This window comes from Streptomyces sp. WM6372, from assembly GCF_001279655.1.
Classification (GTDB): Bacteria; Actinomycetota; Actinomycetes; order Streptomycetales; family Streptomycetaceae; genus Streptomyces.
The window spans coordinates 38,781-59,634 of sequence record NZ_LGDB01000217.1 but is presented as its reverse complement, the minus strand read 5'-3'; the positions used below and the strand labels follow the sequence as shown (position 1 = coordinate 59,634).

The window sequence follows — 20,854 nt, the reverse complement described above, 5'->3', positions numbered from 1 at the left end:
TTCCTTTACTGTCAGGTCCCCGGGATCAGACCAGCAGGCGGACCCACGCGTCGGGGATCGGGCGGCCCGCCGTGAGCCGGGCGTGGAAGGCCAGGGCCTGGTGGGCGAACATCGCGCACCAGGTGTTGCCGTACGCTCCGCCGTCCTCGAAGGGCAGCGCGCCGTCCGGGCCGACGCGGTCCGCCAGCAGGGCGGCGAGCCGGTCGAGGGCGGCGCGCTCCGCGCCGTCCAGCTCGCCGCGGTCCGCCAGCACGCAGCCGACCCGCAGCAGTTGGGCCACCACGTCGCTGCGGACCCGGCTGTCCGGCAGGTCGGCGTACTCGCGGGGTACGCCGCCGGGCTGGGCTGCGAGCCGGTGGTAGCCCGTCAGCAGTTCGTCGAGGTGCTCCCGGTGTCCGGCGCTCTCCGCCTGGAGAAGGCCCTCCAGGGCGTACAGCCCCGGGTGGCTCATGGTGGGCAGCTCCGCCGCGAGTCCGGGAGCGTGGCGGGCGAGGGTCTCCCGGGCGGCCGCGAGGACCGTGGGGGCGTGGCCGGGTGCGGCCAGGGCCAGTACGCCGCCCGCGGCCTTGAGCAGGTGCGGGCCGGGCACGGTGGACCAGCGCTCGGGCAGCGGGGCGGCGGCGCCGTGCGGGCGGCAGCCGGTCCAGGAGCCGTCGGCGTCCCGCATCCCGTCGAGCAGTTCGGCGGTGCGCTCCAGCAGGGCCTGGGTTCCGGGGCCCGTGGCGGCGGCGGCCCCGCGGTGGACCATGCCCAGGTCGAAGGTGAACCGGGCGTGGTTGCGCCAGTCGGCGGCCGCTCCGGGGGTGGCGGTGAGGTGGCAGCGGGTCCGCGGGCCGTCCGGGCGACCGAGCTCGCCGTTCAGCCAGCGGACGGTGGCGTCGCGGGCTTCGGCGATCCGCGCGGCGTCGGCGGGGCCGGCCGGCGGCCCGGCTGCGGGCCCAGTGCCTGGCTCCGTGTCCGTGTCCGTGTCCGACTTCGGCTCCGGCTCCGACTTCGGCTCCGGATCCGGCTCCGGCTCCGTCGTGGCCAGGAAGGCCAGCCAGGTCAGGTAGTAGCCGGCGATCTCGGGGTAGACGTAGGCGTCGGTCCCGGTGTCGCCCACCACTCCGCCCGCATGCGGGCCTTCGGCGAGCCGGGGGTGGTCGAGGAGCCAGGCGCGCAACCTGGCGGCGGGGGTGCTCATGCGTTCCTCGCTTCGGCCGGATCGGCTCAGTAGAGCCGGACCCGTGCGGCCAGGAGGTCCACGGTGATCTGGGTGATGTTCGCCAGTTCGGTCTTGACGGTCACCTCGACGAGGTTGGGGTCGACCGGGCCCTCGTGCGCGACCGTCACCTCCCACGGGTCGCTCAGCTCGCGGCCGGCCTGCCCCACCACCCAGACCTGGAACGCGGTGCCGTGCTCGGCGGCGAGCGCGTCGGCGATCCGCTGCGCGGCCACGGTGTAGACCTTGCCCGTGTGGTAGACCGGGTTCTTTCCGGCCACGCCCTCCATCGTGTACGGACGCGCGGTGGCGATCAGGCCGTTGGCCCGGTTGCCGCGGCCGACCAGGCCCTCGTCACCGCTCTCGATCGAGGAGCCGGTCGCGGTCAGGTAGAGCTCGGGGATCGCCGGGTTGTCGCGGGTGTTGGTGTGCAGGGTGATGTCGTGGCCGGGCAGCGACCGCTCGGCCAGATCGGTGATCAGCCGGCGGGCGGTGGCGATGTTGGCCAGGTAGGCGTCCAGGTCGGGCACCTCGTCGGCGATCTGCGGCAGACAGACGGTGACGTCGACGGTGAGGCCGTTGCGCACCACGAGGACCTTGATGTCGGTGCCGAGCCAGGGCAGGTCGTTGTCCTCGTGCAGCTCCTGCTCGACCGCGAGCACGAAGTTCTCCAGCGGGCTGAGCGGCGCGTACGCGGTGCCGATCGAGGTGTCGTTGCAGACCAGCTGCTGGAGTTCGCGCAGGTCGGAGAGGTCGCGCGGGGAGAACCAGTGGCGGCGGTAGGACTCCTTCTCGGTGCTGGCGTCGACCTGGCCCGGGCTGCTGCCGCTGCTGAGGTTCCACAGGAAGGTGAGGTCCTGGGACGCGTCGATCTTGGGCAGCCGCTCGCCGAGGAACTGCTTCGTGGTCTCGACGATCAGCTCCTCGACGGGGATCTCGCGGTCACCGAAGCGGTCCGAGGCGCGGCCGTTGACCAGTACCCGGATCGGCGAGGTCATCCGCCCGCTGCCGAAGTTGACCTCGCTGCGGCCCCCGAGCAGGCCGACCTTGTCGAAGTTGTGGTGCAGGACCGCCCCGAACTCCTTGAGGGTGTAGTTCGAGTACGCCACCGACAGCGCCTCGGCCAGCCCGTCGGACAGCGAGTCGGGGTGACCGATGCCCTTGCGCTCGATGACCTCGAAATCGGCGGCCGGCGGCACCTCGGAAATGTTGAAACGCATGTCGGTTCTCCTGTGTGCGTCTTTCGGACCTCGCCTGATGCCCGGTCCGTATGCCATGGAATTCTTCACGGAGAACTACAGGCGATGTCAATTGCCGGGCGCTCAAATATGCCGGAAATATACTGCGGGAAATATGGCCCGGATATACCGGCGCCCGTATACCGGAACTGTTCCGGCGCCTTCTAGCATCGCCGGTATGAATGATTCTCTCGTCCCGGCCGGAATGGGCAGGGCGGACGGCCCGCCCATTCCGCCGATCGTCACCCCGGAGAGCCGACGGGATCCGTATCCGCTCTTCCGGCAGTTGCGCGAGCACTCGCCGGTGCACTTCGACGAGGCCACCTCTTCCTGGTACGTCAGCCGGTACACCGACGTGGCCGAGCTGCTGCTCGACCCGCGGCTCGGGGCGCACGACTTCCCGGAGTGGATCCACGGGCTCCCCGAGCCCGACCGGTCCGTCATCGTGCCCGTCGAGGAGCATCTGGCGCGGTGGCCGGTCTTCTCCGACCGCCCCGCCCAGGTCCGGCTGCGACGGCTGCTCCAGCCGGCCCTGACCCGCTCGGCCGTCCAGGAACTGGAGCCCGAGATCACACGGACGGCCCGGCGCGTGGCCGCGGCGCTGCCCGCGGGACCGGCCGACCTGCTGGCCGACTTCGCCCGTCCGGCCGCCCGTTGGACCGTCGCACGGCTGCTGGGCCTGCCGGAGGAGGCGGGGCGGCAGCTGGAGGAGTGGTCCGATCCGCTGATCGACTACGTGGGCACCCCCGGGATGGACGTGGCGGCGGCGCTCGGCGCGGCCCCGGCCGTCGCCGCGCTGACCGGGTTCGTCCACGAGGAGCTGCTGCCCCGGGCGTCGACACCGGCCGCCGTGGCGCTGGCCCGGGCCACGCGGGACCCGGAGGTCGAACCGGAGGACGTCGTCGCGATGGTCGCCCAGCTGGTCACCGGCGGCATCGAGCCGACGGCGACGGCCACCTGCGTGGCGGCGCTGCGGACGACCGGCGCCGGGGGCGGTCAGGAGAGCGCCGAGACCGAGACCGAGATCGAGACCGAGATCGAGATCGAGGAGGCGCTGCGGGCCGACCCGCCGTTCCAGATCGCGGTGCGGGAGGCGAAGACCTCGTTCGACCATCGCGGGCACCGCTTCACCGCGGGCCAGCGGGTGGTGCTGCTGCTGGCCTCGGCCGGACAGGACGACTCCGGCACCCGGGGCCGCGGCGGCTGCCCGGTGACCGGCGCCGGGCGCGGATCCGAGCCGCACCTGGCCTTCGGCCGGGGCCGCCACTACTGCCTGGGCGCGCCGCTGGCGCGGCTGCACCTGCGGGCCGCGCTGTCGGCGCTGCGCGAGGCGGGGGTCCCGGCCCGGATCGACCGCGCGGCGGTGGTGCGCGGTGAGTTCTTCGGCCTGGCCGCGTACCGGGCCGTACCGCTGCGGGCCCGGTAGGCGTCGCCGGCCCGTGCCGGCCCGGTAGGCGACACCGGCCCGGTAGGCGTCGCCGGCCCAGTAGGCGACGCCGGCCCAGTAGGCGTCGCCGGCCCGTGCCGGCCCGGTCCGCGTCACGGGACCCGGTGGGCTCCGCGGCTCAGTCGTGGTAGCCGAACCGGCGCAGGTTGTCACGCATCAGCAGGGTCGACACCAGCCGCTCGGCGGGCTTCATCTCCTGGCGCCAGCGGCCGGTCTTGCCCGGGTTGAACGGCTGGCGGTAGAGCTGCTCGGTGAAGTACGCACCCTCCAGGGCGACCCCGGTCTCGTGCTCGGTGATCGTCTCCGGGTGGTGCTGGCGCTCCTCCACGGAGAGGCCGAGGAACTCGAACAGCCGGTGGAGTTCCGGCTCCGGGTCGGAGACCAGCTTCTCGAACTCCACCAGGTGCACCCGGTCCCGCAGTTCGGGGCGGGCGGTCAGGGCGAAGTACTGCTCGGCGCTGGCGTTCCAGTAGCGGGAGACGGTGAGCAGGGTGTCCCGTTCGGGGTTGCGCTCGCCGAGCTCCCGGTAGCGCCGGTTCACGTCCTGGTGGGAGAGCAGGACGTCGCGCCCGTCCCGGACGACGGCGACGAAGACGGCGTCGGGCCAGAGCGTCAGCAGCGTCTCGGCGACGGCGAGGTTGCTCGGGGTCTTCTCGGAGACGAAGGCGGCGCCCGGCTTTCGGGCCGCGACGTCGGTGAAGAACCCCTCGTAGAACTGCTTGAAGGAGTCGGCGAGCCCGGCCGCGTCGTAGTAGTGGGACTGCCGGGCCAGCCGCCACGGGACCGTCATGTCCCGGTAGGTCCGGAAGATCGTGGCCGTGTGGTCGAACTCCGGGCCGCCGGCGATCGCCGAGTGGCTGACCAGCAGCTTCTGGACCAGCGAGGTGCCGGAGCGGGCCGAGCCGCCGACGAAGATGAACCGCATTTCTCTGCTCCTGTCTCAGGGGGACGGGTGTGTTCGGTCTAGGAAGGGGGTTGCGCGGTGCGGTGGTTCAGCGGGAGGCCGAGAGGACGGCGCGGTGATGGCCGGTGTGCCGGGAGAGCGGTCCGGCCGGTCCGGCCGACGCCGGGTGGGCCGTCACGGTGTCGGCCAGGATCCGGTCGTGCAGTTCGCGCAGTTCGCGACAGGGCTCGATGCCCAGGTCGTCGACCAGCAGGCGGTAGCCGCTGCGGTAGACGCCCAGGGCCGCCGCACGGTCCCCGGACCGGCTGAAGGCCAGCATCAGCTGGAAACGGAAGCGCTCCTGCCGCGGATGGGCGGCGACCAGGCGGTGCAGTTCGGGCAGGATCTCCCGGTGCCGGCCGGTGTCCAGCCGGGCCTGGAAGTAGTCCTCGTGCAGCATCAGCCACAGCTCCTCCAGGCAGCGGACCTCGCCGGCCAGCGCGTCCGAGCCGGCCAGCGCCGCGAGCGGCCGGCCGCGCCACAGCCCCAGCGCTTCCCGGAACAGCCGGGCGGCCCGCTCGGGGTCGTCCGCCCGGCGGGCGATCCGGCCGTCCCGGGCGAGGCTCCGGGTCCGCGCGAGGTCCAGCTCCTCGGGCTCGGCGGCCAGGAGGTAACCCCGGCCGACGGTCTGGAGCCGACGGCCGGGCTCGACCGCGGCGAACACCCGGCGCAGCCGTCCGATGTAGAGGTGGATGTTCTTCACCGCGGAGGCCGGCGGGCGGTCGCCCCACAGCACGTCCACGATCTCGTCGACCGTCACCTGACGGTTGGCGTGCAGCAGCAGGTAGGCGAGCAGCATCTGCTGCTTGTTGCCGCCGAGCCCCAGTTCGGTGCCTTCGTGCACCGCGGTCAGCGGCCCCAGAAGGGTGAATTCCATTGCTGTTCCCCGTTCTTCGGTGTTCAACGAAAGGCAGGCCAGGTCCGGCATGAGGACGCGTACGGAATTTCGGATCTTCGTGGAGCCCCAGGAGGGCGCCTCCTACGAGACTCAGCTGCGGTTCGCCCGGGCCGCGGAGGAGCTCGGCTTCTCGGGCTTCTTCCGCTCCGACCACTACCTGCGGATGGGCCGCGGGGACGGGCTGCCGGGGCCCACCGACGCCTGGACGACGCTGGCGGGGCTGGCCAGGGAGACCGAGCGCATCCGGCTCGGCACGCTGATGACCTCGGCGACCTTCCGGCTGCCCGGTGTGCTGGCGGTCCTAGTGGCCCAGGTCGACGCGATGAGCGGCGGCCGGATCGAGCTGGGGCTCGGGGCCGGCTGGTACGAGGAGGAACACTCGGCGTACGGGATCCCGTTCCCCGAACGGCGCTTCGACCGGCTGGAGGAGCAGCTGGCCGTGATCACCGGGATATGGGCGACGCCGCCGGGCGGGGCCTTCGACTTCGCCGGTGAGCACTACCGGCTGACGGACTGCCCGGGGCTGCCGAAGCCGGTGCAGGCGCGGATGCCCGTGATCATCGGCGGGACGGGGGCGCGGCGCACTCCCGCGCTCGCGGCGCGCTACGCGACCGAGTTCAACGTGCCGTTCGTCTCGGTGGAGCGCACCCGGCAGCTGGGAGACCGGGCCCGGGCGGCGGCAGCCGCGATCGGGCGGCCGGCGGGTGACCTGCTCTGCTCGAACGCGGTGTTCACGTGCGTGGGGCGCGACGGAGGGGAGTTCGCCCGGCGTGCGGAGCGGACCGGGCGCGACGTTGCGGCACTGCGGGCGGACGGGCTGGTCGGCTCGCCGGCCGAGGTGGTCGAGCGGATCGGCCGTTTCCAGGAGGCCGGCTCGCGCCGCTTCTACCTCCAGCTCGCCGACCTCGACGACCTGGACCACCTGGAGCTGATCGCCTCGCAGGTGGTCCCGCAGCTCGGCTGAACGCACGGCCCTCGCCCTTCCCCTGGTCCCTCGGCACCGGGGGGCTGGCTGGCCCGCCCGGACTGGGTCCCATCGTGGAACGGGGCGGCCGGGGCGGACAGTCACGGGTCGACGCGTCCCCCTTCCCGTGACCGGGCGGACGGGACGGGACGGGACGAGACGGGGCAGGGCAGGGCAGGGCAGGGCAGCGCTACGGGATTCCGTGGACCGGCCCGCGGGGAAATGAACTGCCCCGGTGCGTCCGGGTCGCCCGGTAAAGGATCCCGCACGGGGCACGTACGCGTCGCGCGAGGCGGTTCCGGGTGCCCGCGGGAATTCTACGAAACGTTCTCCCGGTGATCCAGTCACGGATTTTCGAAATATACCGAGAATATGGCGCGGAGATTCACCGATACGACGGCCGGCACGGCCGGAGTCTCGCCGGGCGGGACAGTGAACACCCGAATTCCAGGGTGGTCCGTCCGGTTTTGTCGGCCTATGCCGAGCGTTTTTGAAGAGACCTCGGGAATGTGCGCTTGTAATTCCGGGAGAGGTCTCCATATCGTTTGGCCATCGGCAGGCGCCGGGGTTCACCCGAAAAGCGCGAGAGCCGAATTACGGAATGGAGAATGTCATGGAGAAGGTCATGGAAACCCAGGTTGACATCGTCGCCCTGTCCGACGAGGAGCTGGACGACATCGTCGGCGGCACCCTCTCGGTGAGCGCCGGCTGCGTTTCCTGAATCACCGTGCAGTGAGTCGGCGTGGGCCGGGGGTCTCCCCCGGCCCACCCGGCCGTCGTCGTCTCGCGGGCAGGGGTCCCGGAGGCAGGAGGCAGGAGCCATGACCGACAGACCGCGCTTCCGCACCGAGGCGCTCGACCACCACCAGAGCCGTGACGGTCTCGGGGCGATCGTCGGCGCCGGTGCGCCGGCCCACCGGCCCGCAGGGCTGACCGAACGGGCCGGCCTCCTGCGCGAGCGGCTGCGCACCGGTACGCGCGCCGCGCGCGTCCCCGTCTGCTTCCAGACCCAGGTCAGCGACTGCGGCCCGGCCGCCCTGGTGATGACCCTGCGCCACCACGGCATCGAGGCCGAGCTCGACACCGTCCGTGCCCGCGCCGACTCCGGCCGCAACGGGTCCTCGGCCCGCACGCTGCTGGAAGTCGCCCGCAGCTTCGGCCTCCAGGGCCGCGGGGTACGGGCGGAGCTGGACGGGCTGGCACACCTGGCGCCCGGCACCATCCTCTTCTGGAACTTCAACCACTTCGTGGTCCTGGAGTCGGCCGCCAAGGACCACGTCGACGTCATCGACCCCGCGTTCGGGCGGCGCCGGCTCAGCCGCGCCTCGGTCGCCGAGTCCTTCACCGGCGTGGCCCTGGAGTTCGAGCCGCCGCTCGCCGCCGCCCGCACCGCGCGGGCGGGACGCGTCGGCGCCGACCGCTTCGGGCCCTGGGAACAGCTGCGCCGCTTCCTGCCCCGCGGCCGGGAGCTGTACCGCCTGGCCGCCGTGTCGGCGGCGCTGATGGCCTTCGAGCTCGTCCTGCCCCTGACCACCGGCTACCTGGTCGAGAACATCGAGCCGGGCGGCGCCGCGGGCACGCTCGGGATCGCCGCGACGGGCCTCGGCGTGCTCGTACTCCTCTTCCTCGCGCTCCAGCTGATCCGCTCCTTCCTCGTCACCCGGCGCCAGGCCATGGTCGAGAAACAGCTCACCTGGGGCGTGGTCGAGCACCTGGCCTCGCTGCCCTACGACTGGTTCACCGTCCGCAGCTCCGGCGACCTCGCGATGCGGGTGCGCACCAGCACCGCGCTGAACCAGGTACTCAGTCTCGGTGCCGTCGGCGCCGTCTTCGACAGCCTGCTGATCGCCGTCTACCTGACCGCGATCGTCTTCGCCAACCCCGTGCTGGCCTGCCTGGTGATCTTGCTGATAGGGCTCCAGGTCGTCCTCATGGCGGCCACCTGGCGACGGCAGACCACGATGAGCCAAGAAGTGCTGGAGCGGCAGACCAAGACGCAGACGGAACTGGTCGAACTGCTGGAGAGCATCACCACGCTCAAGGCGAGCGGTGTGGAGGGCAAGGCCGCCGAGCGCTGGTCCCACTCCCTGGTCCGCGAGGTCAACAAGCGGCTGGCCGCCCGCCGCAGCCTCGCCGTCTCCACCTCGCTCAGCCGCACCCTGCAGTTCGGCGCCCCGGTGGCCGTCGTCCTGGCCGGTGCCTGGAGGGTGCTGGAAGGGCACGACTCGCTGGGCTCCGCGCTCGGCTTCATGGCCCTCACCATCGCCCTGTTCGCTCCGCTGGGCGGCATGTTCGAGGCGGCTTCCCAACTCGCCACGATCAGGCCGACCCTGGCCCGCCTGGACGACGTACTGCGCTCCGCGCCCGAACCGCGCGGCGTGCTGGCAGGCACCGGCGTCACCGAGCCGGGCCGGATCACCGCCACGGACGTCGCGTTCCGCTACCCCGGCGCCCGGCGTCCCACCCTCAGCGGGATCTCGCTGGAGACCGCCCCGGGCGAGTTCGTCGTCGTCATCGGCCGCTCGGGCTCGGGCAAGTCCACCCTCGGGATGCTGCTCGCCGGGCTCCACCTGCCCACCTCCGGCACCGTCACGGTGGACGGGGTCGACCTCGCCGCGCTCGACCGGCCCACCTACCGCGCGCAGATCGGCTACGTCAACCAGAACGCCCACCTCTTCGGCGGCTCCATCCGCGACAACATCGCCTTCGGGGCCGAGGACATCGACGCCGCCGAGCTCGTCGAGGCCGTCCGGCTGGCGCACGTGCACGAGGAGATCGAAGCCCTGCCGATGGGCTACAACACCCTGGTCGGACCGGGCGGGCACGGCCTGTCCGGCGGCCAGCGGCAGCGGATCGTGCTGGCCCGGGCGCTGGCCCGCAAGCCCCGGCTGCTCGTCCTCGACGAAGCGACCAGCGCGCTCGATCCGGCGCTGGAGCAGGAGATCCTCGACGGCCTGCTCACCGCGGGCGTCACCGTCGTCGTCATCGCCCACCGGCTCACCGTGCTGGACCGCGCCGACCAGGTCGTCGTGCTGCGCGACGGCCGGATCGTCGAGACCGGCACACCGGCCGAACTGGCCTCCCTCGGAGGGGAGTACCTGTGCCTGTCCTGACCGGACCGACCGGGCCCGTGCCGCTCACCTTCGAGCAGGAGCGCTACCTCGCCAAGACCCGGGCGGGCGACTGGACGACGAAGAACGTCCGGCTCTCGTACGAGATCCTCGGCCCCTTCGACTCGGAGCTCTTCACCGAGGCGGTCCGCGCCTTCGTGGCCCGCCACGACGCGCTCCGGCTGCGCCTGACCGCAGACGGCGGCGGCGCCGGAGCCGGCGAGCGGGCCCAGGAGGTGCACCCGCTCGGCTCCGACGAACCGGTGGTGGAGCGGCAGGCCGTCAGCGCGGCCTCCACCGAGCAGTTCTCCCGCTACGCCGCGGCCCTGCTTTCGCGTGACTTCGTCGACCCCTGGGACGGCGAGCGGCGTCCCTTCGCCCTGCGGCTGCTGCGCCGGGACGCCGACCACCACGCGTTCCTCGCGAATTTCCCCAATCTCGTCTTCGACGGCCGGGCACACCAGCTGTTCGCCCGGGAGATCTGGCGCGACTACCGGGCGCTGCTGCGCGGCGAGCCGGTGCCGGAGCGGGCGCCGTCCTTCGCCGCCGCCGCGCTCGACCAGCGCTCCCGCACCGGCCCGCTCCTCCACGAACGCGCCCGCGCCAGCTGGCGGGACCGGCTCGACCAGGCCGTCCGCAGCCCCTGGGAGCGCCCCTCCGGCGCCGTGGCCACGGAGGACGGCCGCTGCCGGGCGGAGCTCTCCGGCCCGGCCGTCGACGCCCTGCGCGCCGCCTGCGAGCGGGAGCGCTGCACGCCCCTGCAACGGGTGGTGGCCGCGTTCGTCCGGGCGCTCGCCGAGCACGCCGGGCAGCGCCGGGTCGCGCTGTGGACGTCGATGGACTCGCGGCTCACCCGGCAGCAGGACCTGGTCGGCATGTTCGCCGCCTCCTGCCCGGTGGTGGTGCGCGATCCCGGCGCCGCGCCGGAGGCCGTACTCGGCGAGGTACGGGGACAGTTCCTGGAGGCGCTGCGCCACCAGCGGGTGACCTCGGCGGACGTCGCCGAACTGACCGGCGGGGCGGAGGCCGGGGCGGGGCGCCCGTACGGGCGGGACATCGAGCTCAACCTGCGCCGCTTCGACGGCCCGTCGGGCCGGACCGCGCAGGACGGAGCCCTGCGGATCACCCCCGACGCCTACCCGTTGCGCCGGATCACCTTCCGCAGCCCGGCCGCGCTCCAGCTGCGCTGCGACGAACACCGGGACCGGATCGTGCTCGACCTGCTGTACGACGGCGGGCGGGTCGGCCGCCCGCTGGCGCGGACCGTACTCGACGGGCTGGTCCACGGCCTGGTCCACGGGCTGGACCACGGCCCGGTCAACGGCCCGGTCAACGGCGCGGTCCACGGCCCGGTCCGCGGCCCGGTCCGCGGACACCGTGAGCCGCGGCCGTGACGGCCCCGCGCCGACCCCTTCCGACCGATCCCCAGGGAGACACCGTGCCCGAAACCGTGCTGGAGCTGGTACTGGCCGCCGCGAGCGAGGTCTTCGCGCACCCGGCCCGCGCCGAAGACGACTTCTTCGCCCTCGGCGGCGACTCGATCGCGGCCGTCGAGCTCTCGGTCCGCCTGGAGGAGGCGCTGGACGTGCCGGTGGAGACCGAACTGATCCTGGACTCCCCGGACTTCGCCGCCCTCGCGGCGGCGCTGGCCGGCGCTTGCGTGGGAGGCGGGCGGTGAGGCCGTACCTGTGGAGCCCCTGGGCGACCGCCGCGGCCGATCCCGGCCGGATCGCCGTGATCGCCGACGGGGAGTCCTGCACCTTCGGTGAACTGGTCGAGCGGGCCGACGCCTTCGGACGGGGCCTGCGCGCACTCGGGCTCGCGGACGGCGCGGTGGTCGCCACCGACGTACCCACCGGCCCGGCCTTCTTCGCCTTGGCACTCGCCGCGCTGCGCCACGGCTACGGACTGTTCCCGGTCCACCCCTGGCTGTTCGAGTCCACCGTGGCCGCCGGTCTGCTGTCCGGCCTGGCCGCGGCGGTCCACGTCTCCGATCGCGCTGCGGCCGGGCTGCCCTGCCCGGTGGTGCGCCCGGACCGGCTGACCCGGGCGGGCGCCGGTGGCCCCGCGGGCGCCGGGTCGGCCACGGAGTCCGCGGCGCCCGCGGCTTCGGCTCCCCTGCGGGCCGGGTACCTGGCGTTCACCACCTCCGGGACCACCGGCGCCCCGCAGGCGGTGGCCCGGGCGCGCCCGCCGCGTTCCTACAAGGGCGTCGCGGTCGACCCGCGCAGCGGAGCCGGCCCGGACCGCGGACCGCACCTGATGGCCAATCCGACGTACCACCTCGGCACGCTCGGACCCGCGCTCTACGCCCTCCAGGCGGGCAGTGCCGTGGTCGTCCAGCGCGACTGGTCGCCCGGGCTCTTCGCCGAACTCGTCGACCGGCACCGGGCGGACAGCGCCTTCCTCAGCCCCGACCGGCTGCTCGAAGTGGTCCAGGCCGGGATCGCCCCCCGGCACCGGCCCGCGGTGGTCTTCCACGGCGGGGACGCCTGCCCGCCGGCGGTCAAACGGGAGGCGATCGAGCTGCTCGGGCCGGTACTCCACGAGTACTACGGCACCTCGCAGAGCGTCATCACGGAGATCACCACCGAGGAGTGGCTGCGCCACCCCGGCTCGGTGGGCCGTCCGCTCCCCGGCATCAGGGTGGAGATCCTCCGGGACGGCCGCCCGGTGGCGGCGGGCGAGCCGGGCGAGATCACCGTCCGGCTGCGGGCCGCCGACGAGGGCACGGTCATCCCCACCGGCGACATCGGCTTCCTCGACCCGCAGGGGTACCTCACCGTGATCGGCCGGGCGGAGCGGCCGGATCTGCTCGACCTGGCCCGGCTGGAACACGAGATCCGGCTCCTCCCCGGCGTCTGCGACGCGGCCGTACTGGCCGGAGCCGCGCCCGTCTGCTTCATCGAGACCCGCGGCGGCCACGAGGCCGACCCGGCACCGGCCGTCCGCGCGGTGGCGGCCCGGCTCGGGCTCGGCGTACCGGTGGTGCGGTGCCACCCGTCCGGAACGCTGCCCCGTACCCCGAGCGGCAAGATCCGCCGCGCGGAGCTGGCCGACCACGCGGCCGGGGACCACGGATGACGTCGTACGGGCCGCTGGAGGGACCGTCGGAGGGACCGCTGGCGGGACGGCTGGACGGGCCGTCCGACGGGCCCTTCCCGTGGTCCGGCAGCGTGCCGGTTCCGGCCGGGCCCGCGGAAACCGTGCGCGAGCGCGTACGCAGGCACGCCCGGGAGCGTCCCCAGGCGGTGGCGGTGAGCGCGCTGCGCGGCGGGCGGACCACGGAACGGCTGACGTACCGGCAACTGGACGCGCTCGCCGACCGCGCGGGGGCGGCCCTGCGGGCGGCCGGTGCCGGGACGGGCGACCGCGTGGTGCTGGTGCTGCCGAACGACGGGGCCTTCCCGGCCGCCCTGGTGGCGGCCGTCGGCGCCGGTCTGGTACCCGTCCCCGCCCCGCCACCGGAGGCGGCCCGCGTGGACGCCCTCCGGGAACGGCTGCTCGGCATCGTCGCGGACTGCCGCCCCGCGCTGGTCGTCACGCTCGCCCGCTGGACGCGGGAGCTGCGTGCCCTGCTCGGGCCGTCCGGACCGCGCTGCCTGGCCTGGGAGGAACTGGCCGAGGGCCCCTCGTACGGACCGGTGGCGCGAGCCCGTACGGAATTCGCCTTCCTCCAGTACACCTCCGGCTCGACCGGCCGCCCCAAGGGCGTCAGCGTCACCCACGAGGCGGTGCTCGCGAGTTGCGCGCAGGCGGCCCGGGTGTACCGGGAGCGCCCGACGGACGTCGCGGTCACCTGGGTGCCGCTCCACCACGACATGGGGCTCGTCACCGGCGTGCTGCGACCGCTCTTCGGCGGGTACCGCTCCGTCCTGCTGACCCCGCGCGAGTTCGTCCGCTCGCCGGGCTCCTGGCTCGCCGCCGTCACCGCGCACCGCGGCACGCTCTCCAGCGCACCGGACTTCGGGTACGAGCTGTGCCTGCGCCGGATCCCGGCGGAGGAGCTGCTCGGATTCGATCTGTCGTCCTGGCGGGTGGCCCGCAACGCGGGCGAGGTGGTGCGGGCGGCCACGGCCGAGCGGTTCGCGGCCCGGTTCGCCCCGGCGGGCCTGCGCCCCGGAACGCTCTGCCCCTCGTACGGAATGGCGGAGGCCACCCTGACCGTCACCGCCTGCACGCCCGCCGTGCCGCCGGTGACCCTCCAGGTCGACCGGGAGCTGTACGCGCGGGGCACCGTGGCACCCGCCCGGCCCGGGGAGGCGGCCGTCCGGCTGCTCTCCAGCGGCGTCCCGGTGCCCGGGACGGAGGTGCGGGTCCGCGCCGCCGGGCCGGGGCGGGTGGGAGAGGTCTTCATCCGCGGGCCACAGCTGTTCACCGGCTACTGGCCCGGGCGGCGCGCCCCGGACTGGCACCGGACCGGCGACCTCGGGTTCCTGCACCGGGGCCAGCTGTTCGTGGTCGGGCGGGCGGACGACGTACTGGTGCACCAGGGGCGGAACTTCCATCCGGCGGACGTCCAGGCCGTGTGCGCCGGGGTTCCCGGGCTGCGGGCCGGGCGGTGCGCGGTCTTCCTGGTCCCGCACGCCGAGGCCGACCGGGTCTGCCTGGTGGCCGAGACCGCCGGTGCGGCCGGGCCGGAGGCGCACCCGGCGGCGGAGGTCCGGCGGCGGCTGGCGCGCTCGCTCGGGCTGTACGTGTCGGAGGTGGTGCTGCTGCCCGCGGGAGGTCTTCCGGTGACGACGAGCGGGAAGGTCCGGACGGCCGAGACGGCCCGCCGCCACCGGCTCGGACTGCTCCCGGTGGTGCGCTGACCCCGGCCCTCCCCGGCCTTCCGGTCTTCCCCGGCCCGCTACAGCCCGGCACCCCGGCCGGGGGCGTCGGCTGCCGGGGCGTGGTGGGCCAGACCGTACGGGGAGAAGCCGAGCCGGGTGGCCAGGACGGCGAGCTGGGTGCGGTTGGTGGTGCCGGTCTTGCCGCGCAGCCGCCGGATGTAGGTGTCGACGGTGTGCGGGCTCAGCCCCAGCCGGCGGGCGATCGCTTGGTACGTGGCGCCGTCGGGCAGGTGGGAGAGGATCTCGCGCTCGCGCGGGGTGAACGAGTGCTGGAGGACGGTGTCGTGCGGCATGGCGGGCTCCTGGGGAGGGGGACGGTGCTGGCTCCGTCACCCAGCCTGGCCGGTGCGGTGTCCGCCCTCCACCCCTCGCGGGCCTCAGCAAGGTGCCTGGCAGCAAAGCGAGGTGGGGACGGACCGGACAAGTCGTGTGATGTGACCCCGGCGAGAGGGCACGGGGCACCGGGATCACGTGACTGTTGCGGACCCTGCCGGTGCACCAGTCTGGTCGCGGGCCCGGGATGCGGCGTGCGCGGTACGGCCTGCGCGGTACGGCCTGCGCGATCCGACGTGCGGGCCGGGAGTTTTCGTACAGCCAAGACAGGAGGAGACACGTGCAGACCAGTGACAGCGGAGCCCGTCACCTGGAGGAGCTGGCGCTCTTCCTCTCGGTCCACCGGGGAGGGGGCCCGGGGATCCTCTGGCCCGACCACGACCACCCGGGCTGCCGCGCGCACGCGACCGACGCCGATCTCGCGGCGCTGGGAGCCGAGTTGTCCGCCGTGCTCGGCGCCGGGGTGCGGGTCACCCGAGGCGCGCCGGACGCGCCGCGGCAGGTCAGCGCAGGCCCCGACTCCGCCCGCACCCTCGTCCGGCAGGTCGCGGGTGGCGGCGGCTGGACGCTCGGTCCCGGGACGGGGAGCGTCCCGGCGCAGCCGTTCCACTGCCGCCTGCGGGCGGGAGAGCTGCTGTACGTGCCGCCAGGGCGCGCGTGGACGGGGCGGCGGGTTCGGGACCGGCCGCCGCGGGGGCGAGCAGTTCTTCCGCGTCCAGCAGGCCGCGCTGCACGGCGGCCACGCCCGCCTGGAAGCGGCTCTCCGCCCCCAACTGCTCCATGATGTCGGCGATGTGACGCCGCGCCGTGCGCAGCGACATGCCGAGACGGCGGGCGATCGCCTCGTCCTTCAGCCCCGCGGCGAGCAGCCGCAGGATGGTGCGGTCGATCTCCTGGGCGACCTCGCCGAGGCCCTGGCTGGCCGCGTCGGCGAACGGAGTGGCGTGCGTCCAGGTCTGCTCGAAGACGTCGGCGAGGTAGGACGCCACCGAGGGCTCGCTGATGGCCACCGCGCCGCGCGAGCCGTCGTTCAGCGGGATGAAGGCCAGCTCCCGGTCGAAGACGATGAGCCGGCCGAAGAGCTCGTGCGCGGTCCGGTACTGGGCGCCGAACTCCGAGGCCGCCGCTACGTACGCCTGGCTCGGGCCGTTAAAGCGCGCGGTGTGGTGGTAGAGGGTGCGCATCCGTACGCCGCGTTCGAGGATCGCCCGGTCGCGGGCCAGGGCCTCGCCCATCGCCTCGACCACCCGGCTGCCGCCGCCGGGCTGGCTGGAGAGGACTTCCTCGGTACACCGTTCGGAGGCCTGGGTGAGGGCGACCCGGACCTCCAGCATGTTGGCGATCAGCCGGAACTGGCCGTTGCCGCGCTTGGCGTGCCGGAGGTACTCGACGGAGAAGTGGTCCAACTCGTTCTGGGCGCGGTCGAGCTCCTCCTCGGCCTGGCGGATCCGCGACCGTACGGAGGCGGCCAGCTCCGCGCGGGCGACATCGGGCGAGACGGCGAAGCCCTCCGCCGGGTCCTGGGGGTCGCTCCGGATCAGCCGGGAGGCGGTGAGCCGGGCGAGGGCTTCCCGCACCTCCTCTTCCCGCAGGCCGAGGGCGGCCGCCACCACCGGTTCGTCCAGACATCCCTGCTCCAGGACCCACCCGTAGACGGCCGTGTCGGCCTTCCGCCAGCCGTCCGGGACCGCCGATAGACCGTAATCACGGCTAATGTCCATTGATGTCCCCTCCTCGCCTTGCTGCCACGCACCTTGATGAAGGGGGTGACCAATTGCGGCCAGGATAGGCGCCGGGAAAGACTTCTTCCGAAAGCAGGAACACGGCGAGCCGTCAGAGTTACCTCGCACCGCGTTCGCTCAATACATCCCCTTGGAGAAGTCCATGAAGCGCATTGCCCGCATAGTGACCATCGCGGCCTCCGTCGCCGCCCTGCTGTCGCCGGTCGCGGTCGAGGCGTACCAGGCGACCGCCCACGCGTCGACGCGCGTGGTCGTGGCCGACGAGCCGACCGACACCTCCTGGGGCTGGGGCGGCGTCAACCCCAAGCTCCAGTAGGGGCCACGACGTCTCATACCCCATCTGAACAGCCACGACCGGGGGCTCGAAAGGGGCAGCCGCTCTCGCCGGAGGCCCCTCGAAGCGGGCGGGACCCGCACCGGTCGGACCGCCGCACGCGCCGCGGCCGCGCCTCCCGGCGCCGCGGCCGCCGCCCCGCGGGCGACGAGGACCCCTCGCCGCCCGCGGTTCATTTTCACAGGGCAATGAACCGGCAAAATCTCGCACGAGAATTACCCGGGCGATCCGGTATCGAATAGCCGTGGCCAGGCACCACGATGGCGCGGGCGCCGCTATATTTGCACGTGCGCGTCGCCGTGTCCGGCTGCCAGGATTACGGCCATGGACACAGATCCGGCCACGAACTCCGGCCCTCAACAACCCCGTATCGATGACGCCTTCGGCCACATCCTGGCCCGCTGCTGGGACGCCGACGCCGCGCCCTGGTCCGCGGTGGAGGTGATCGAGCGCGACGACGGCCTGATCGAGGCCAATGACGCCTCCCGATACTTCGCCGAGCCCGGGCAATGGTCGGACCTGGAGCGCTGGGGGTGGGAACAGCCCGCGGGCCGGATCCTCGACGTGGGGAGCGGCGGCGGGCGGCACTCCGTCCCGTGGCTGGCCCTCGGCCGTGAGGTCGTGGGGCTGGAACCGTCGCCCGAGGCGGCGCGCGTCTCGCGCGGGCGCGGGGTCGACACGGTGATCGGCTCGGTGCCCTCCCTGCCCGAGGGGCTCGGAACGTTCGACACGATCGCCCTGTTCGGCAACAACCTCGGCCTCCTGGGCGGCCCCGAACAGGCACCCGAGGTCCTGACGGCGCTCGCCGCGGTGGCCCGTCCCGGCGCACGGCTGATCGGCACGGGCATGGACCCCGGTGACGGCGGCGCCGCCCACGCCGAATACCACGCCTGGAACCTCCGCCGCGGACGTGCCCCCGGGCAGCTGCGCCTGCGGGTGCGGGACGGGGCGACGACGACGCCCTGGTTCGACTACTGGTTCGCGACGCCGGACGAACTCGCCGCTTCCGTCGCCGAGTCGCCGTGGACCCTGGAGTCCGTGGAGCGCGACCCGGCCGGCCCCGGATACGTCGCCTGCCTGCGCCGCTGAACGCTTCGAGCGTGCGGACGTTCCGTGGACTCCCGGGCCACCGGCTCCGGCCGGAAGACGCACACCGCGCGCCGCACGGGCGCGCCCGCTACCGCCGCCCGCCCGCATCCTGAGCGGGGCTCCGTACGCCACGCCCGCCTTGCCGTTGAGTACGCGACTGAAGGACACAGCCCCGCCGGCACCCGCCTGCGGGGCTGTGTCCGTTCGCCGCGGCGGGGTGCTCACCCGTTCCGCGGGCTCCCGCGGCGAGCCGGGCGGCGACGCCGCACGCGGGTTCTCGACGTCCCTTCCCGAAACTCCTGGCGAAACCGCCGCGCACTCAGGCTTGTCCCCAGGTCGTGTGGCCCAGTACCAAGCGGCTGGTGGTGGCGAGGCGCTGGATCCGGTCGACGAGCCGGTGGGTGAACAGACGGCGGGCAGAGGTCTCGCCGTGCGCTTCGATGTGCTCCAGGACGACGTGGTGGTCGTATTCGGCGCGGGCGCGCCAGGTGATGACCTCGTCGCGGGTCAGCGCCTCCAGGACGAGGGGTACGTGGGCGCCGGCCTCGGGCTGGGCTGCCGCCGCCGTACGGCGGGCGGTGGGCACGACCGCCGGCGCGGGCGGCAGCGGCGGCAGTGGCGGCCGTGGCGGCAGCGGTGGCCGTGGCGGCAGCGGTGGCAGCGGTGGCAGCGGTGGTGCCGGTACGACAGCGGTGGCTCCGGCCCCGGCGCGGCGCTCGGCTCGCGCCGCCTCCACCCGCTCCCGGTGGAGCACTCTGGCCCAGCCCTCGGCGGTGACGGCCGCGTGCATGCGGCGTCGCACCTCCGTACAGCGGTCGTCCGGGGAAACCCCGGGCATCTGCGCATCGACCTCGGCCGCGATGGCGTGGCGCATGGTGCGGCGGTCACCGAGCAGGTAGGCACAGGTGGCGCAGGTGCCACCGTCCAGCCGAAGACCCTCGTCGCACCGCACGTCACCGCAACCACGCTGCTGCGGCAAGCCCCGGCCGATCAGCCAGCCCACCGGGTCCGTCACGGCGGCCGGGCCTCCCTGCGCCGCCAGGCGCCGCGTCAGCCGCTCGGCCAGCACCGCGGGGGCGTCCGTCAGGCCCGCGAAGCCGGCCACCGCCGAGAGTTCCCTGCGCGCCGCGGCCTGCACCAGGCGGCGTGCGTACGGGCGGCCGAGGCGCTGCCACAGCGCCCGGACCGGAGCGAGCACGGCCAACAGGTCCGCCGGCGGCAGCGGGACCGGTACCCCCTGATGCTCCTGCGGCTTCTCCCCGCGCAGCGGGCCGCCGTGCTCCGTGCCGGTCGGCGTGGGCCGGGCAGCGGCCCCACCGGCCGGGGCCGGCTCCTCGCGGCCGCCCGCGCGCTCCGGAAGACCACCTGGCCCCGGACGGCCTTCGCCGGACAAGCACAGATCACGGACGGGATGGCCGACGGGAGTGACCCCACGAGCGTGGAGAGCGTGGTGGTGTGCAGTTGCGGGGCGGCCTGCGGCGCCGAGTGCGTCTCCCCCGTACGTGCCCGAGCGGCCGGGCCCCGCAAGGGCTCGGGTGTCACCGCTCGTCACGTGATCACCGGATGCAGGAGGGGCGAGGTCTGGGGAGGCGAGGAAACGGTCCGCCGCGATCCGGCCTTCACGGTTCTTGCCGCCCTCGGCGTCCTTGCCCTCCTCACGGTTCTCACGGGCGGACCCGCGGGCCGCGGCGGCCCGGCGGTGCGCCTCGCCGACCGGCACCAGCCGCACCCGGCTGCGGGCGTGCAGCCCCGAAGCGGTCGGGCGTCGTTCGACTTGGACGGGGCCGTGTTCCGCCAGCCGCTTGAGCACCTTCGCTCCCGCCGCCGGGGAGCAGCCGAGAAGCCGGGCGACCGTTGCCGCCGGCCGCCCGCGGGCGGGGTCCACCTTCCCCGGGCACAGTCGCAGCCAGCCCTCCGTGTTCGAGGAGAGCACCATGAGCAGCAGCCCGAGCCGGTCCGTCGCGGCCCCGCGGCCCGTACGGCCCGCGAGCAGCCCGGCGGGGGTGACCGACCCGTCCCGGTGGGTCCATCCCGGTCCGAAGAGCGCCTCGACCAGGCGCAGCAGTACGACGAGCTCCACCCGCGACAGGGTGAGGGGGTGGCGCGGGTCTCCGGCCGTCCGGGCCCGGTAGAAGGGGATGATCCAGCACTCCAGCCCGGTCGTCTGCCCGGTCGCGTTCGTCATGGGCCTGGTGGCGAGGGCGCCGGCCCGGCGCAGTTGGGGGAGCACGGTGTGCGCCGTCTGCGACTGGGACACTCCCAGCCACTTGCCCAGCTCTGCCGCCCATGTGGTCGTCCGGCACCCGTTGGCGATGTTCGCCTTCGCGGTCAGCACGACACAGGCCAGCCGGGCGCCGTCGGACAGGGACACCAGCGCGGGATCCGTCACCAGGGCCCGCACCGCGGCCAGTAGGCGTGCGCGCATCGGCTTCGAAAGCTGGAAGGGGTTGTTCGGCGGCAGCCGCAGGACGGGCCCGGAGTCCCGGGTGGCGGGGGCGAGTGGTGTGGAGTGCCGGCCGGATCGAAGTCCGCCGGCAGGAGGAGGGAGGGGCATGCTGCGGCCTTACAGGTGCGGTGCGGTTCGGTTCGGTGCGGTGCGGTGCGGTACGTGAGCCGCGTCGCGCGGCGGCGGTCGCCGCGCAGGGGCGACGGCGCGGCAGGACGCGGTAGGAGTGCGGCCGGGCGGGGCCGGAAACGCCAGGGCCCCGCAACGGGAAGCG

Annotated in this window: 16 protein-coding genes; 9 read left to right on the top strand and 7 right to left on the bottom strand. The window is 74.0% G+C overall.

What is annotated here, in order from left to right:
• Positions 1–25: 25 nt before the first annotated feature.
• Positions 26–1,183, bottom strand: a complete 1,158-nt coding sequence (locus ADK52_RS41840; RefSeq protein WP_053693123.1) for a hypothetical protein — start codon at positions 1,181–1,183, stop codon at positions 26–28.
• A gap of 26 nt (positions 1,184–1,209) precedes the next feature.
• The gene (locus ADK52_RS30700; protein WP_053693122.1) at positions 1,210–2,421 is read right to left on the bottom strand and encodes a methionine adenosyltransferase; all 1,212 of its coding nucleotides are present in this window, start codon (positions 2,419–2,421) and stop codon (positions 1,210–1,212) included.
• Positions 2,422–2,617: 196 nt separating this feature from the next.
• Here ADK52_RS30700 and ADK52_RS30695 point away from each other — a divergent pair, with 196 nt between their 5' ends.
• Complete coding sequence (locus ADK52_RS30695) at positions 2,618–3,865, top strand: cytochrome P450 (protein ID WP_159046069.1); 1,248 nt, start codon at positions 2,618–2,620, stop codon at positions 3,863–3,865.
• Between the two features lie 139 nt (positions 3,866–4,004).
• Here ADK52_RS30695 and ADK52_RS30690 read toward each other — a convergent pair whose 3' ends face one another.
• Positions 4,005–4,811, bottom strand: coding sequence for a sulfotransferase family protein (locus ADK52_RS30690; RefSeq protein WP_053693120.1), 807 nt, complete (start codon positions 4,809–4,811; stop codon positions 4,005–4,007).
• Positions 4,812–4,878: 67 nt separating this feature from the next.
• Positions 4,879–5,706 carry an AfsR/SARP family transcriptional regulator gene (locus ADK52_RS30685; RefSeq protein WP_053693119.1) on the bottom strand — a complete coding sequence of 276 codons (828 nt, stop codon included), beginning with the start codon at positions 5,704–5,706 and terminating at the stop codon, positions 4,879–4,881.
• Positions 5,707–5,755: 49 nt separating this feature from the next.
• Here ADK52_RS30685 and ADK52_RS30680 point away from each other — a divergent pair, with 49 nt between their 5' ends.
• The 6 genes from ADK52_RS30680 to ADK52_RS30655 all read left to right on the top strand — a co-directional run bounded on the left by ADK52_RS30680 (position 5,756) and on the right by ADK52_RS30655 (position 14,615).
• Positions 5,756–6,691, top strand: coding sequence for an LLM class F420-dependent oxidoreductase (locus tag ADK52_RS30680; protein ID WP_053693118.1), 936 nt, complete (start codon positions 5,756–5,758; stop codon positions 6,689–6,691).
• Between the two features lie 821 nt (positions 6,692–7,512).
• Positions 7,513–9,804, top strand: a complete 2,292-nt coding sequence (locus ADK52_RS30675) for a peptidase domain-containing ABC transporter (RefSeq protein ID WP_053693117.1) — start codon at positions 7,513–7,515, stop codon at positions 9,802–9,804.
• Positions 9,792–11,195: a condensation domain-containing protein gene (locus ADK52_RS30670; protein WP_053693116.1), complete on the top strand. Its 1,404-nt coding sequence runs from the start codon at positions 9,792–9,794 to the stop codon at positions 11,193–11,195. Before ADK52_RS30675 ends, ADK52_RS30670 begins: the two co-directional genes overlap by 13 nt.
• 44 nt (positions 11,196–11,239) lie before the next feature.
• Positions 11,240–11,479 (top strand): acyl carrier protein, encoded by a 240-nt coding sequence (locus ADK52_RS30665; RefSeq protein WP_053693115.1) that lies wholly within the window; start codon positions 11,240–11,242, stop codon positions 11,477–11,479.
• A complete protein-coding gene (locus tag ADK52_RS30660) occupies positions 11,476–12,885 on the top strand; it encodes a class I adenylate-forming enzyme family protein (protein ID WP_053693114.1) in 1,410 nt (469 codons plus the stop codon). The genes ADK52_RS30665 and ADK52_RS30660 overlap by 4 nt, the downstream gene beginning before the upstream one ends.
• Positions 12,882–14,615, top strand: coding sequence for an AMP-binding protein (locus ADK52_RS30655; RefSeq protein ID WP_053693113.1), 1,734 nt, complete (start codon positions 12,882–12,884; stop codon positions 14,613–14,615). The genes ADK52_RS30660 and ADK52_RS30655 overlap by 4 nt, the downstream gene beginning before the upstream one ends.
• A 38-nt stretch (positions 14,616–14,653) precedes the next feature.
• Here ADK52_RS30655 and ADK52_RS30650 read toward each other — a convergent pair whose 3' ends face one another.
• Together ADK52_RS30650 and ADK52_RS30645 are read right to left on the bottom strand one after the other, a co-directional pair.
• Positions 14,654–14,929: a response regulator transcription factor gene (locus ADK52_RS30650; protein ID WP_053693112.1), complete on the bottom strand. Its 276-nt coding sequence runs from the start codon at positions 14,927–14,929 to the stop codon at positions 14,654–14,656.
• Positions 14,930–15,472: 543 nt separating this feature from the next.
• Positions 15,473–16,690, bottom strand: a complete 1,218-nt coding sequence (locus tag ADK52_RS30645) for a helix-turn-helix transcriptional regulator (RefSeq protein WP_063783976.1) — start codon at positions 16,688–16,690, stop codon at positions 15,473–15,475.
• Between the two features lie 163 nt (positions 16,691–16,853).
• Here ADK52_RS30645 and ADK52_RS42625 point away from each other — a divergent pair, with 163 nt between their 5' ends.
• The gene (locus ADK52_RS42625) at positions 16,854–17,027 is read left to right on the top strand and encodes a hypothetical protein (RefSeq protein WP_159046068.1); all 174 of its coding nucleotides are present in this window, start codon (positions 16,854–16,856) and stop codon (positions 17,025–17,027) included.
• A gap of 342 nt (positions 17,028–17,369) precedes the next feature.
• A complete protein-coding gene (locus ADK52_RS30640; protein WP_053693111.1) occupies positions 17,370–18,134 on the top strand; it encodes a class I SAM-dependent methyltransferase in 765 nt (254 codons plus the stop codon).
• A gap of 319 nt (positions 18,135–18,453) precedes the next feature.
• Here the strand turns inward: ADK52_RS30640 and ADK52_RS30635 are convergent, their stop codons facing one another.
• On the bottom strand, positions 18,454–20,688 hold the full coding sequence (locus ADK52_RS30635) for a hypothetical protein (RefSeq protein ID WP_159046067.1): 2,235 nt from the start codon (positions 20,686–20,688) through the stop codon (positions 18,454–18,456).
• Positions 20,689–20,854: the final 166 nt, after the last annotated feature.

Coding starts and splice junctions, on each gene's coding strand:
- ADK52_RS30675 (WP_053693117.1), top strand. CDS start 7,513: ATGACCGACAGACCGCGCTTCCGCACCGAGGCGCTCGACCACCACCAG.
- ADK52_RS41840 (WP_053693123.1), bottom strand. CDS start 1,183: ATGAGCACCCCCGCCGCCAGGTTGCGCGCCTGGCTCCTCGACCACCCC.
- ADK52_RS42625 (WP_159046068.1), top strand. CDS start 16,854: ATGAAGCGCATTGCCCGCATAGTGACCATCGCGGCCTCCGTCGCCGCC.
- ADK52_RS30640 (WP_053693111.1), top strand. CDS start 17,370: ATGGACACAGATCCGGCCACGAACTCCGGCCCTCAACAACCCCGTATC.
- ADK52_RS30655 (WP_053693113.1), top strand. CDS start 12,882: ATGACGTCGTACGGGCCGCTGGAGGGACCGTCGGAGGGACCGCTGGCG.
- ADK52_RS30685 (WP_053693119.1), bottom strand. CDS start 5,706: ATGGAATTCACCCTTCTGGGGCCGCTGACCGCGGTGCACGAAGGCACC.
- ADK52_RS30645 (WP_063783976.1), bottom strand. CDS start 16,690: ATGGACATTAGCCGTGATTACGGTCTATCGGCGGTCCCGGACGGCTGG.
- ADK52_RS30650 (WP_053693112.1), bottom strand. CDS start 14,929: ATGCCGCACGACACCGTCCTCCAGCACTCGTTCACCCCGCGCGAGCGC.
- ADK52_RS30695 (WP_159046069.1), top strand. CDS start 2,618: ATGAATGATTCTCTCGTCCCGGCCGGAATGGGCAGGGCGGACGGCCCG.
- ADK52_RS30680 (WP_053693118.1), top strand. CDS start 5,756: ATGAGGACGCGTACGGAATTTCGGATCTTCGTGGAGCCCCAGGAGGGC.
- ADK52_RS30690 (WP_053693120.1), bottom strand. CDS start 4,811: ATGCGGTTCATCTTCGTCGGCGGCTCGGCCCGCTCCGGCACCTCGCTG.
- ADK52_RS30700 (WP_053693122.1), bottom strand. CDS start 2,421: ATGCGTTTCAACATTTCCGAGGTGCCGCCGGCCGCCGATTTCGAGGTC.
- ADK52_RS30635 (WP_159046067.1), bottom strand. CDS start 20,688: ATGCCCCTCCCTCCTCCTGCCGGCGGACTTCGATCCGGCCGGCACTCC.